This window comes from Shewanella sp. ANA-3 (genome assembly GCF_000203935.1).
Classification (GTDB): Bacteria; Pseudomonadota; Gammaproteobacteria; order Enterobacterales; family Shewanellaceae; genus Shewanella.
This window is the reverse complement of record NC_008577.1, coordinates 2,656,483-2,670,505: the sequence shown is the minus strand read 5'-3', so window position 1 is coordinate 2,670,505 and position 14,023 is coordinate 2,656,483. Positions and strand designations below refer to the sequence as shown.

12 protein-coding genes are annotated in these 14,023 nt (G+C 46.8%); 11 read left to right on the top strand and 1 reads right to left on the bottom strand.

Annotated features, from left to right (window positions below; genetic code table 11):
• The first annotated feature begins 100 nt into the window (after positions 1-100).
• The 10 genes from SHEWANA3_RS11725 to SHEWANA3_RS11680 are packed head-to-tail and all read left to right on the top strand — an operon-like array spanning position 101 to position 10,759.
• Positions 101-1,237: a methyl-accepting chemotaxis protein gene (locus SHEWANA3_RS11725; protein ID WP_011717172.1), complete on the top strand. Its 1,137-nt coding sequence runs from the start codon at positions 101-103 to the stop codon at positions 1,235-1,237.
• Positions 1,238-1,251: 14 nt separating this feature from the next.
• A complete protein-coding gene (locus tag SHEWANA3_RS11720; RefSeq protein ID WP_011717171.1) occupies positions 1,252-1,545 on the top strand; it encodes an STAS domain-containing protein in 294 nt (97 codons plus the stop codon).
• A gap of 24 nt (positions 1,546-1,569) precedes the next feature.
• Positions 1,570-3,243, top strand: a complete 1,674-nt coding sequence (locus SHEWANA3_RS11715; RefSeq protein WP_244096560.1) for a fused response regulator/phosphatase — start codon at positions 1,570-1,572, stop codon at positions 3,241-3,243.
• Entirely contained in the window at positions 3,244-3,609 is a 366-nt protein-coding gene (locus tag SHEWANA3_RS11710) for a response regulator (protein ID WP_011717169.1), read from the top strand.
• Between the two features lie 18 nt (positions 3,610-3,627).
• Complete coding sequence (locus tag SHEWANA3_RS11705; protein ID WP_011717168.1) at positions 3,628-5,742, top strand: chemotaxis protein CheA; 2,115 nt, start codon at positions 3,628-3,630, stop codon at positions 5,740-5,742.
• 14 nt (positions 5,743-5,756) lie between these two features.
• Complete coding sequence (locus SHEWANA3_RS11700; protein ID WP_011717167.1) at positions 5,757-6,269, top strand: chemotaxis protein CheW; 513 nt, start codon at positions 5,757-5,759, stop codon at positions 6,267-6,269.
• Positions 6,270-6,274: 5 nt separating this feature from the next.
• Positions 6,275-8,248 carry a methyl-accepting chemotaxis protein gene (locus tag SHEWANA3_RS11695; protein WP_011717166.1) on the top strand — a complete coding sequence of 658 codons (1,974 nt, stop codon included), beginning with the start codon at positions 6,275-6,277 and terminating at the stop codon, positions 8,246-8,248.
• Positions 8,249-9,079 (top strand): CheR family methyltransferase, encoded by an 831-nt coding sequence (locus SHEWANA3_RS11690; protein ID WP_011717165.1) that lies wholly within the window; start codon positions 8,249-8,251, stop codon positions 9,077-9,079.
• The gene (cheD, locus tag SHEWANA3_RS11685) at positions 9,080-9,700 is read left to right on the top strand and encodes a chemoreceptor glutamine deamidase CheD (RefSeq protein WP_011717164.1); all 621 of its coding nucleotides are present in this window, start codon (positions 9,080-9,082) and stop codon (positions 9,698-9,700) included.
• Positions 9,701-9,703: 3 nt separating this feature from the next.
• Complete coding sequence (locus SHEWANA3_RS11680) at positions 9,704-10,759, top strand: chemotaxis response regulator protein-glutamate methylesterase (protein WP_011717163.1); 1,056 nt, start codon at positions 9,704-9,706, stop codon at positions 10,757-10,759.
• Positions 10,760-10,927: 168 nt separating this feature from the next.
• Here the strand turns inward: SHEWANA3_RS11680 and SHEWANA3_RS11675 are convergent, their stop codons facing one another.
• On the bottom strand, positions 10,928-12,559 hold the full coding sequence (locus tag SHEWANA3_RS11675) for a diguanylate cyclase (protein ID WP_011717162.1): 1,632 nt from the start codon (positions 12,557-12,559) through the stop codon (positions 10,928-10,930).
• A gap of 317 nt (positions 12,560-12,876) precedes the next feature.
• Here SHEWANA3_RS11675 and SHEWANA3_RS23025 point away from each other — a divergent pair, with 317 nt between their 5' ends.
• A complete protein-coding gene (locus tag SHEWANA3_RS23025; RefSeq protein ID WP_011717161.1) occupies positions 12,877-13,938 on the top strand; it encodes a nuclease-related domain-containing protein in 1,062 nt (353 codons plus the stop codon).
• Positions 13,939-14,023 lie beyond the last annotated feature (85 nt).

Sequence of the window (14,023 nt, the reverse complement as noted above, 5' to 3'; positions counted from 1 at the left end):
CACGCCGTGCTGATTTGAGCGAAAAAAATCAGTTAGTCGTTTGAAAACCCCTGAATATGAAACTACTTTTTAATCACAGATCAATAATTGCGAAGTCTCTATGACATACAAGGATGGCATTGTTGCAGTGTTTGCAGCAGTAATAGGATATTTTATCGGCAGCTTAGTCAGTTTTACGCTGAGTACCTTAGTTGCCGTGATTATCATGCTCGGTTGGCAATTCTATCGACAATCCTCAGCCTCTCAACCCATACCTCACTCCTTTGCCACTTCCGCAGCGAGCGGCGACTGGCAAGATCAGCTTAATCTCTATCAAGAAGTGTCAGTGTCATTAAAGACCTGCGAGCAGAGTATCGACGATGTGCTGTCGGTACAGTCGGATGCGGTTGATTTACTCGGTGGCGCCTTCGATGGCTTAGGTAAATTAATGCACGAGCAAAGCGAGTTTATCTCAGCATTGGTTCATAGCGCCGATGATGAAGAAATCTTTCACTCAGAGCAGATGAAGCTATTTGCCAATAACACTTCGATGACGCTAGAGCGTTTTATTCAATCGACCATTGAGATGTCTGCATCCAATATCGATCTGCTCGAAAAGGTCAATGTGATTTATGAATCTATGCCTCAGGCGATGAAGGCACTCAAGGATATAGACCAAATCTCTTCGCAAACTAATCTATTAGCCTTAAATGCGGCCATTGAAGCCGCCCGCGCGGGCGATGCGGGCAGGGGCTTTGCCGTGGTGGCCGATGAAGTGCGCGCCTTATCTAATCGCAGTGCAGGCTTTAGCGAAAGTATTCAAAAACAGTTACATACCATTCAAGTGCAAATCGAGCAGCTCACCCATCAAGTGAGTAAAGTGGCTGCTCAGGATATGTCTTACATTATTGAGGCGAAAAAAGATCTCGATACCGCGCTGGAGCAAATCATTGTTAAAGCAGAAAAAGATGCCGCAGTGATTGACAGAATTGATGCCTCTGCCCATGAATTGGAAAGCGCCATTGCAGACGCTATTCGTGGCTTACAATTTAGCGATATCACCTCCCAAAGTATGATTTACACCAATCAGACGCTGCAACATTTGCGGGAGTCCTTAAATAGTGTCACCGCGATGTCGCCTGAAGAATTCGACGAACAGTGTGATGGTCTGGTATCCCAGATCAGTGGTCGGCGTAAAAATACCCATAACCCAGTATCAGCAAGTCAAATCAGTTGCGGTGAAATTGAGCTTTTCTAAATAGGGACATTGTGATGGCTAATATTTTCTACATCTCTTTGCCGGAACGTTTTGATTTTTATCACCATAAAAAATTCACCAACGATTATCAAAAGGCCTTTCTCGAAGAGGACATTAAGCACTTAGTGCTGGATTTTAGCCGCGTGCTTTACATTGATAGCTCGGCCCTTGGAATGATGGTGTTGCTGCATCGAAAAGCGTTGGAGCGACAGATCAGCACGGCGATTCGAGGTTTGCACGGTCAAGCGGAAGAAATTATCAACATAGCTAATATGGGTCGTTTGTATCTTGTCGAACGGGATGTATAAGTGCCTAAAAGCCAACGCTATATTTTGGTCATTGAAGATGACCTAGTGACAAACCAAATTATTACCGCGTTTATTCACAGTAAAGGTTGGGGGGTGATCACTTGTTGTAGTTTAGAAGAGGCCAGTGAGGAAATTTACCAGCAGAATATTGAGCTTATCTTATTGGATTATTTTCTACCCGACGGTTCAGCTTTAACGTTATTAGAAAAATTAAGATATTGCGAGTCACCTGTACCAGTGATTGTGATCAGCGCTGATAATGAGTATCAAAAAATATTATCTTGTTTTAGATTAGGCGCCCTCGATTACATTATTAAACCAATTAATTTAGAGCTATTTTGGCATAAAGTTGAAGGCCTGCTCGCACATTTTTCCTTAGAGAAACAAGTTAAGCAACAACGCTCTATTTTAGAAAAGATGCTATATCAAAAAGCCCGCGAAGAACAAATGGCGAGGCACTTATTTGAGCATCTGGTCAATATCGGTAATGTCACTTACGATTTTGTCAAAACGTTTACTCAAGCCAGTGCCAATTTTAGCGGCGATATTATTCTCAATACCGTGGGACCTAACGGTAATTTCTTTTTAATCATAGCCGACTCCACTGGCCATGGTTTAAGCGCGGCCATGCCGATTTTACGGGTGGCGAATACCTTCAGAGCTATGGTAGCGAAAGGCTTTAATTTGGTGAGTTTGATTTACGAGCTCAATGCCAACGTGTATGAAGACAGCCCCGGCGATCGTTTTGTTGCTGCTATGGTATTGGAAGTCGATTTCTTTAAGAATCAGATACATCTTTGGAATGGCGGTATGCCGGATGCACTGCTTTACCAAGATGAGTTTGAGGGTTCAACCGGGCATAGCGAGCTGGACCATATACAAAGATATCGCTCTAAAAATATGGCGCTGGGTATTTTATCGCCTAGTTCGTTTATCGCTAATATTGCTACATTCCCGATCCCTAAAACTGGCCGAATTTGTCTACTTAGTGACGGTTTAATCGAGCAACAGAGTAAAGGCGGTGTTTTTTTTGGCATGGATAGCGTGATTTCACTGCTGAGTTTTTACGGCCGCGATTTAACCGAGCACCTTAAAGCAAAACTCAAAAGTATTTTTGAACATGAGATAACCGATGATATTGCCGTCTGCGTACTCGATTTTGAGTTATTAAATAACTGGTATCGAGAACGAGAACATAAATCGAGTCAAATATGCATGAAAGGGGAGTTTGCTTGGGCGATAAAAATGATGGGGTCAATGCTGTTAAATGTCGATTATTTAAATTCACTGAATCAGTTTTTGAATATTTTTGGGTTTTCTACTACGTTTAGTCAGAGGGTATTTACTGTTGTTTCTGAGTTAGTTACCAACGCAGTGGACCATGGTGTGCTTAAGTTAGACTCGCGACTTAAAAATGATCCCGAGAGCTTTGAACTGTACCACAGTATACGTGAAGGCAGCATAGACAAATTGATCGCTTCTGACTGGGTCAAGGTCGAGCTCGAATGGCATGCACAGTTAAATGAACTCAAGATTATCGTGTCCGACAGTGGTGAGGGTTATATCCCCAAAGAGCAGGCTGCATCAACAGATTGGTTTCAAATTTCGGGTCGTGGGCTTTTATTAGTCAAGTCTCTTTGTAAGAGCTATGAATTAGTGGCTCCAGGAAATAAAACTAAAGTCATAATGGAATTGTAAATGAGCAAAAAAATATTAATTGTTGATGACTCGGCCGCGATTAGACAGATGGTCGAGGCGACATTAAAGTCGGCCAATTACCAAGTCGTATTAGCAAAGGATGGCCGTGAAGCCTTAGATTTATGCGGTGGGCAACGATTCGATTTTATTTTGACGGATCAAAATATGCCCCGTATGGATGGCTTAACCTTAATCAAATCCCTCAGAGGCATGTCGGCCTTTATACGCACGCCGATTGTGATGCTGACCACTGAAGCCGGTGAAGATATGAAGGCCCAAGGACGAGCCGCTGGCGCCACGGGATGGATGGTCAAGCCCTTTGACCCCCAAAAGTTATTAGCTATCACAGCCAAAGTGCTGGGCTAACTTAGGTCGGGGTGTGCTATGTCCATTAATATGGCAGAGTTCCATCAGGTTTTTTTTGAAGAAAGCCACGAACATCTTGAAAATATGGAGCAATTGCTCCTTGCATTAGATTTAGCCGCCCCCGATCCCGAAGAACTAAATACCATCTTCCGTGCCGCCCATTCGATTAAAGGGGGCAGTGGAATCTTTGGTTTTACCGCGCTGACCAGTGTGACTCACGTAATGGAGAATTTGCTCGATAAAACCCGAAAGGGCACGTTTGAGCTGTCATCCTCCGTCATTGATCTCTTGCTTCGTACCGTCGATACCCTGTCGCATATTTTAAATCTCTATCGAGAGGAAGAACCTATCGATTGGCAACAGGTGGAGTTTGCTAAAAACCAGTTAGTGGCGGCGTTAAATGGTGAGCCGTTTTCGACCCAGGCGGCCAAGGTTGTCGAGACCGCTAACCAAGAGAAACCTGCTGCGGTATCAACCAATTCGGCATCACAAGAAGATGCGAGTTTTGGTTTTTTTGAAGATGAAGTCGAGCTGGGGCTGGTCGATGAAACGGAACATTTCGGCTTTTTTGACGAGGCTTATACCGCAAAGGAAATCCGCGTCGAGGATATTCATTCAAACGCTGCAGATTCCGCAACCCATGCTGCTGTGAGTGACGATGAATTAGGTTACGGCTTTTTTGAATCACTGACAGCAGAGAGTTTTGCAAATGAGTTGGACGCGTTATCAACACCGATTCAGAATGTGCAAGTAACTGATAAGCCGGTATATAAAACCTTGGTTGAACAATCTGACGCCAAAACGGCTCGTTCAAAAAAGCCGCCTAAAGACAGCGCCCAACTTAAATCTCAAGCGACTACGGATGTAAAACTGGAGGCGCAAACCCATTTAGCTTCATCCCCTGCGATGAATACGACATCAGCAACACCAGCTGCCTCTAGCCAAGTGGCGAAAAAGGCGAGCACATCGACTCAAGATGCCACCTTGAGGGTGGAAACCTCCAAGATAGATACCTTAGTTAATCTGGCGGGTGAATTGGTGATCACCCAATCCATGCTCACTCTTATAGGCAATGAACTGGGCGGTGAATTAGGTGAGCGGCTTAAAACCGCGCTCAATGAGTTAGAGCGCAATACCCGGGAAATGCAGGAAGCCGTGATGTCGGTGCGCATGTTACCCGTGTCGTTCGTGTTTAACCGTTTCCATCGTTTGGTGCGGGATTTGTCGGAGCAGCTTGGCAAAAATGTCACTCTGGTGATTGAAGGCGGTAACACTGAAATTGATAAGGGAATGATCGAAAAGTTGGTCGACCCTTTGACCCATCTCGTACGCAACAGTCTAGACCATGGTATTGAAAAGCCAGAAAAAAGAGTCGCGGCAGGTAAAAGTGAGGTCGGTGTGTTGTCCCTTAAGGCGAGTCAGCGTGGCGGCAGTATAGTGATCGCCGTTCACGATGATGGCGGCGGTTTAAACCGCGAGCGCATTTTGCAAAAGGCCCGGGAAAATGGCATGGCACTGCCTGAGAACATGACGGACAAGCAAGTATGGCAATTGATCTTTGCCGCGGGGTTCTCAACGGCCGCTGAGGTCACCGATGTCTCTGGTCGCGGCGTGGGTATGGATGTGGTGCGCAAGAATATTGAGGCCTTAGGCGGTCGCATCGATATTGATTCCGTTGCGGGCGAGGGCGCGACCTTCGAAATCCAGCTTCCTCTTACCTTAGCCATAGTCGATGGCATGAGTGTCAGCGTGGGCAATCAAATCTATATCTTGCCCTTAGTGCACATTATTGAATCGATACAGCCACAAACCGAGCAGCTTAAATTTTTGGCTAAAGAGCGGTTACTCAGGGTGCGGGAAGAATATTTACCCCTGCTAAACCTCTATCAATTAATGGAAATAGAACCCCAAGCCAAGACGCCAGAAGCCGGCATAGTGGTCTTGCTCGAAAGCAATAATAAACGCTTTGGCCTGTGTGTCGATGCACTCGTCGGGCAGCAACAAGTGGTGATCAAGAGCCTTGAAAAACACTATCGGCGGATCCCCGGTGTATCGGGGGCGACCATCATGGGCGATGGCAGCGTGGCCTTGATCCTCGATGTTGAATCACTTGCACTGCATATCAAAAATTAACTAAGGATGTCGCAATGGATAACCGCACGAACACGGCGAGTAAGCAGGAATATAGCGTCCACGATGAGGTCGAGTTTTTAAGCTTTGTGCTGGGTGAAGAACATTACGCGCTCGACATTATGTCGGTGAAGGAGATCCGCGGTTATGAACCCGTCACCAAAATTGCCAATGCGCCGAGTTTTATCAAAGGCGTGCTCAATCTCAGGGGCGATATCGTTCCGATTGTCGATTTAAGGATGAAGTTTGCCGTGGGCAGTGCGACCTACAACGAGTTCACCATCGTCATTATGTTGAATGTGTTTGACCGTATCGTCGGGATTGTCGTCGACGCGGTGTCGGATGTGATTAAACTCGCCGCCGAAGAAATTCTACCCGCTCCCGAGTTTGGGGTGGCCTTCGATAGCCGTTACCTTAAGGGGCTGGCCACGGTAGAAGACAAGATGATCATTTTGGTAAATATACAGGCTCTGATCAGCAGTGATGAGCTGGGTCTAATTGATGCAAATAGTCTGTCTGATCAGGAGTAATCATAATGGGTATTTTCAATGTGTTTGGAAATGAAGAGGCGCGCCAGCAAAAGGAAGAAGAGCTGCAACGCTATTTCCAATTATTAGATAACAGCGGCAACAGCTTTATGATCGCCGACAGCAACCGCAATATTATCTACGCCAATAAAGCGGTATTGAATATGTTATCCGAGGCCGAGGCGGATATTCGCAAAGAGCTGCCGCAGTTCTCTGTGGCCAAGGTGGTGGGCAGTAATATCGATATTTTCCATAAAAATCCGGCTCATCAACGCAATATGCTCGAGCGCCTTACCCAATCCCATACGGCGCAAATCACCATAGGTAAACGGACTTTTAAGCTGATCCTCACACCCATTATCACACGTGAAAATAAGCACTTAGGCACGGGCGTTGAATGGATTGATAGAACAGAGAGCATAGAGTCCGAGCGGGCGACGCAGCGCATTTTAGAGGCGCTGAATAATACTAGTACCAATGTGATGATCGCCGATGCCAACCGCACCATTATCTATATGAACCGCTCGGTGGAATCGATGCTGCGCCAATCTGAGAGTGAGATAAGACAAGCGCTGCCGCATTTCTCCGTGGATAAAATTCTTGGCAGCTCGATGGATATTTTCCATAAGAATCCAGCCCATCAAGCCAGTCTGTTAGACAAGCTCGATCGTAAATATGAATCGCAGATCAAAGTGGCCAGTTGTCACTTCCGCTTAACCGCAAGCCCGATTATTTCTAAAACGGGTGAGCGGTTAGGCTCTGTCGTCGAATGGCTGGACCGTACGGTCGAAGTGCAAATCGAGCAAGAAATCTCGCGCATCGTCAATGCGGCTGCGGCGGGGGATTTCTCCCAACGGGCCGAGACGCAAGGTAAGCAGGGCTTCTTCTTGATGCTCGCCAATAGCCTCAATGCCTTGATTGAAACCTCGGATCGCGGTTTGCAGGATGTGGCGCGGGTGTTGATGGCGCTCGCCGAAGGTGATTTAACCACGCGTATCTATAACGATTACGAAGGCACCTTTAATGATTTGAAAAACTATTCAAATCAAACGGCTGAAAAGCTCTCTTACATGATAAGAGACATTCAAAAAGCCGCCGATACCATCAATACCGCCTCTTCTGAAATCGCCCAGGGCAATGCCGATTTATCGAGTCGTACCGAGGAGCAAGCATCGAGTCTTGAACAAACCTCAGCGAGTATGGAAGAGCTGACGGGCACAGTGAAGTTAAATGCCGATAACGCCAGTCAAGCCAATGCACTTGCCTCTAAGGCCGCCGACGTTGCCGTCGATGGGGGCGAGCTTATCCAGCAAGTGGTGCAAACCATGGCATCGATTAACGAATCGGCACGTAAGATCGCCGATATTATTGGGGTTATCGATGGCATTGCCTTCCAAACCAATATCTTAGCGCTTAATGCCGCGGTCGAAGCGGCCAGAGCCGGCGAGCAAGGCCGTGGATTTGCGGTGGTGGCCTCAGAGGTGAGAAGCCTGGCACAACGTTCGGCCAACGCGGCCAAGGACATTAAGGCCTTGATCTCAGACTCTGTGACCAAAATCGAGAGTGGCAACAGTTTAGTCGGCAAATCCGGCGATACTATGAAAGAAATCGTCATCGCCATTAAACGGGTGAACGATATTATGGCCGAAATTGCCTCGGCCTCGAATGAGCAGGCCATCGGCATCGATGAGATCAGCAAAGCCGTAGTACAAATGGATGAAATGACGCAGCAAAACGCGGCCTTAGTGGAAGAAGCCGCCGCCGCAGCCGAAAGCATGCAGTCACAGGCGCAGCAGTTAGCCGACAGTGTGGCGAACTTTACCGTGGATGAAGACACCAGCGCTGCGCCCAAATCCGTGGCGAGCACCAAAAAGTTAGCGGTTAAGCAACCGCCATCGACAGTGACTCGCATGCCCGTGAAACCTAAGGCGATGGCGCCAAAGGTCAATAAAGCCGACCAAGACGAATGGGAAGATTTTTGATTGAGCGAACATCAACCTCTAGGGAAAGAGTTTGTTTTTACGGCGGCGCACTTTAATACGGTGAAGACACGGCTGTATCAATTTGCCGGGATTAAGTTAGCCGACAGTAAAGACGCTATGGTGTACAGCCGCTTAGTCCGGCGGATCAGGGCGCTGAAGTTAGCGGGATTTACCGCGTATTTCGAGTATTTGCAGGCAAACGAGGGTGAGCACCAGGAGTTTATTAATGCGCTGACCACTAACCAGACGGCATTCTTTCGCGAGCCGCATCACTTTGAGATTTTAAGGCAATATTTGCAGGCTCATCCGCACACCAAAAGGATCTGGTGTGCGGCCAGCAGTACTGGGGAAGAGCCTTATTCGATTGCCATGGTGGTTGCGGAGCATTTTGGCCGTTTTAACACTCCCATCGAAATCGTCGCCTCCGATATCGACAGTCGGGTGTTATACAAGGCGCAAACGGGGATTTACCCCATCGAGCGTATCGAGGCGGTGAGTGCCGAGCGCAAGAAGGCGTTTTTTCAGCGTGGACGTGGGGCACAACAAGGCAATGTGCGCGTGGTCCCTGAACTTAAACAGATGTTGCATTTTACGCGGCTTAATTTGGTCGATGAGTTTTGGTCAATCAAGACGCCCATCGATGTGATTTTTTGTCGCAATGTCATGATTTATTTCGATAAAATAACGCAGGAAAGCATTCTTAAACATATGATGCTTTCCCTTGCCGACGATGGTCTCTACATCGCTGGCCATTCGGAGAACTTTAATATGTTCCCCCAGATCATTAAGCCCGTGGGCCAAACAACCTACAAGGCGGTAAAGGGAGCTTGAGTGCCAAAACCGAATATTGAGTACCCTGTTATCGAGCCGAATCGGTATTTTGACCATCATTTTGGCTGTGACGCCGTAAAAATTCTACCAGGAGAATTCTACGCCACACGGGATCAAACCATGATAGTCACAGTGTTAGGCTCATGCATTTCAGTATGCCTCTATGATCCTGACTTAAGAATTGGGGGAATGAACCATTTTTTATTACCGAGCGATAATGGCAACAGTTCTGGGATATTAACCGATTCGGCCCGCTACGGTGTATACGCCATGGAGTTGCTGATTAACGAGTTGCTCAAACTCGGTGCGCGGCGCCGCGCCTTGGTCGCTAAAGTGTTTGGTGGCGGCAACATGCTCAACGGGATCACCGCCCATAATATTGGGGAGCGCAATGCGGAGTTTGTGCTCGAGTATTTGCAGGTGGAGCAAATTCCAATATTGGCAGCGGATTTACTCGATTTTTATCCTCGAAAAGTATATTTCTTCCCCGGGACGGGATTAGTCAAAGTACGAAAAATCAAAACGATGCATAACAGCACCATTATGGACAGGGAAAGTGAATATCGCCTACGGATCAGGAATTTGCCCAGTGGCGGAGATGTAGAATTTTTTGGTGACTAAGCGATGACGATAAAAGTACTAGTGGTAGATGATTCGGCACTGATCCGTAACCTATTGGGCAAAATGATCGAGGCTGATCCTGAGTTATCTTTGGTGGGTATGGCCGCCGATGCTTATATGGCCAAGGATATGGTGAATCAGCATCGCCCCGATGTGATTACATTAGATATTGAAATGCCCAAGGTGGATGGGCTGACCTTTTTAGACCGATTGATGAAGGCCAGACCTACAGCGGTGGTAATGATTTCCTCATTAACCGAAGAGGGCGCCGATGCCACCTTCAACGCGCTAGGATTAGGTGCGGTGGATTTTATCCCTAAACCGAAATTAGACTCCCCCCAGGATTTTAATGAATATCAAGATTTGATTCTGGAGAAAATTAAATCGGCGGCGAATGCTAAGCTGAAAACCCAACGCACTCAACCCGTTGCTGCGACTCCGCCAAGCCTAAAACCCAACCTTGCAAATCGCGTGATCAATACTCAACTACTGGCAATTGGCGCTTCGACGGGCGGCACTGAAGCCATTTTATATCTGTTGCAACAGTTTCCTGCAGTCATGCCACCGATAGTGATCACCCAACATATGCCGCCGGGCTTTACCCGCACCTTTGCTGAGCGGCTAAATAAACTTACCCGTTTGAATGTTAAGCAAGCCGATGATGGCGAACGTTTATTGCCCTGTTATGTGTATATTGCGCCCGGAGATCAGCACTTAGAAGTGATTAAAGTCGGCGGCAGTTTTAAGACCCGTTTGACCCAAGGTGATAAGGTTAGCGGCCATAGGCCCTCGGTGGATGTGTTGTTTAATTCGGTTGCGGCGTGTGCGGGGGCCAATACCACGGCGGCTATCCTCACAGGAATGGGCAAAGATGGTGCCGATGGCATGGCATTAATCGACCAGCAGGGGGGCAAAACCTTTGCTCAGGGGGAACAGAGCTGTGTGGTGTTTGGTATGCCAAGGGAAGCGATTAAACGCGGCGTTATCCATCATGTGGTCGAACTGCCGCAACTGGCGGATAAAATGCTCAACTATTTAGCCTCGCTTAAGCGAGACTAAAAGCGCTTATAAATAGGTTTTGGTCTTATCAATGGCAAATCACGCGCTATTTTGTCATTCCTCGTAACAGTCTTATTTGTATGCATCAGTTTCGTCATTTATGCAACTGATAGCCATAAGTCACTTTTTAAAGTCCTGTCTTAGATTAACTCGTTGATGCGTTGAGGCTTATTTTAAAGTGGTGATTAAACGGTTGCGTCCAGTTCGCTTCGCCTCATACAGATTTTTATCCGCCAGCAATAAACAATCTTGAAACTCATTACATTCGGTCGAGAAGGCCAAGCCACCGCTTAGGGTGACTTTAAATTCAGCGCCTTCTTCAACAAATACGATATGACTAAAGCTCTCGCGAATGGCATTAAGCTTGGCAATGGCTAAGGGCGCGGGTAGATCGGGCAAGACCAACATAAATTCCTCGCCACCGTAACGCCCCATAAAATCCACAGGACGTAGAGATTGCTGCAACAGGTGGGCAAAGGCTAAAAGGACTTTGTCGCCGCCAGAATGTCCATAGGTATCATTTACTTGTTTAAAGTGATCTAAATCCAGCATGGCAATGCACACTGAAGAGTTGATACGTTTGGCGAGGTTATAACAGCGGCGTGCAGCAACCAGGATCTGAGTGTGATTGAGCAGCCCGGTTAAGCTATCACGGCTGGCGGAGCTGCGAATATCATGGCCACGCTGGGCGCGGGAAATCACTTGGGTCACAAACAGACTCGGCGCGGTTTGCTTTGAGATTAAATCGTCGGATCCCGCCTGAATGATGCTGACCTTGTTCTGCATGGTGTCGTCGGAGCTGAGCACGAGTATCGGACTCGAGCTGTACTTGTCTAATTGGCGGATCATTTTTGCCAGCTCTAAACCATTCACATCGGGCATATACAAATCAAAAATAAACAAGTCTGGCTCAAATTGCTCAAGGGTCGGCAATACTTGTTCGGGTTTGGTCATGCCTTTTACCATTAGGCCATGACTGCGAAGTAGGCTGGAAAAATAATCGACCATGGATTGCTGATCGTCCACTAGCAGAATTTTGAGCGGCTGTTTTTCTGACATTTTAAGCCATTGGTGGATCTTGCGTACCAGTAGCGTGGTTTCGGCGGGTTTGACAAAATACTCGCTGACATTGGCGCGGATCGCCAGCAGTCGCATCTCGAAGTCGCCGCGGGAAGAGAGAACAAACACGCGGGTGTTGTTTTTTTCAAATTCAGTCGCCGCCGTAAATAAAGCGGCCTCGGTATAATCGGGCAAGATAAGATCGAGTAAGACTAAATCGAAGGGCGAGGTATTTTGGATCCCCAGAAAATCGGTGAAATTTAAAAAATGCTGCACATTAAAACCAAACTCATGCAGCTGTTTAGTGATCATCGCCCCGACATTACTGTCATCCTCCACAATCGCAATTCGATACTCATGCCGTGCTTTGGTGGGCTTATAGGGGCTTTGCTGCATTTGCGCTTCCACCACGGGTGCTGCGGGTTCACTACGTAGATTATTTTGCAGCAGTTGATGGAATAGGGTGTCTAACCCCTTGATGACGGGCAGTTCTGGCGCAGGAGCGTCCAGTAGGTTTTTTAGCTGTAATTCGAGTCTATCGACGATATCTTTGGTTTCGGTTAAGCCGAAAGTTTCACAGGAGCCCTTTAAATTATGCACCTCACGGTATACGGCCGACAGCATATGGCTTTGCCAGTTTTTCCGTAGTGATATCCATAAGGTAATGATTTGCTTCTTTTTATCTGGTAGCGCATGCAAGTACTGACGTTTTAATTGTTCTAAGGATTCTTCAAGACTCATAAACCATCACCATGATAAGAATTTACAGAATAAATTGGTGCACAGCTGGCGCGTATGCAATACCCCATAAGGTTTAATTCACCCAATTCATTGAGTTGTGCTTTGTGGGTGCTTTAAGAGTGTAAACCAAGGCAGAGAAAATGCGGGCAAAAATACCAGTCTTGGTTGATTGTGATTAGAAATCTATTTCGCAGATGGGTTAACTAATTATCTCTCGAGTTCGTTATAGCAATTTATGGCGGTTGAAAATAATAAATCAGATCAAGTAACGTATAACCGTTGCAATGATAGCAAACAATAACAGGAGTTATTTCAAGGTGAAGGGATGCGTAAAGAATATCAGGCACAACGCCAAGTTCTGCATGTTGTTGGCTGTAATGGCCAGTGTCGTTGGTGTAGGCCTTTATCCTTTTTCGCTAAAGGCATTAGAGAAACAAGACTCTGAAGCCATCTGTATTCTTATCCAAAGTGAGATGCAAGATTGGCATCCAACCACGCCGCGTTATCAAGAGCTTAAGGCAAGATTCGATGCGCGTTGCCAGCAACCCGTCGCCAACGGTGTTAAATCCACGGTAAAGCAGCCTGCAATGCCAACTACGGCTCGCCAAGACAAGCCGCAGAACCCCAATCAGCTAACCGTGGTAACAGCTAAACCTACGCCCGCTCAAAGCACGATTTCGCCCATCTCTTCAGTACTCGAGTCGTTGTCGATTCTGATTTTTATACTTGTGTCTGCGATAGTCTCCTTGCTATTTCGTCCGACACTTAGGCAATACCGAGCAGAAAGGTTAGGTCAACAGGGTGAAAAGCGGGTCGCTAAGTTACTGAAACAGGGATTCAAAGATGAGGACTTCCGACTTTATCGCAATTTAATTTTACCTATGGATGAGATAACTGAAGGTACGTCTGCTTTGACAGAGGTGGATTTAGTTTTATTGACCCATTTTGGCGTGTTCGTTATTGAAGTTAAAAATTACTCCGGCTGGATATTTGGGGGAGAGAAGCAGGCCCTGTGGACGCAAAAAATTTTTACTAAACAAACCCGCTTTAAAAATCCTCTCCATCAAAACTATAAACATTGCTTAGCCGTTGCCCACTGCTTAGGGTTAGTGGAGGGACTCCATTCGGTTGTTGTTTTTAGCGATGAGGCGAGCTTTAAAACGCCGTTGCCTAAAAATGTGGTGAATGAGTCAGGACTTTTGAGCTTAATCGCTCAATATAAAGGGCAAATCAGTCAAACCACGCATAACACAAATCTGGCATTTACTCGCGCCGCAGAACGGCTGGATATTGCCCAGCAGCAATCAGACTCTGATGCTAAATCATTGCACTTAATGCAGTTTAAGCATCGCCGCGTCGAGCCAACCATCTCAAGCTGAGGGGATACTTAATATTCTCGCGCAGGTGATAACGAATGGGATTCTTGCGCTATCTTTAAGAACATCATTGGCCCATAAGCAATTG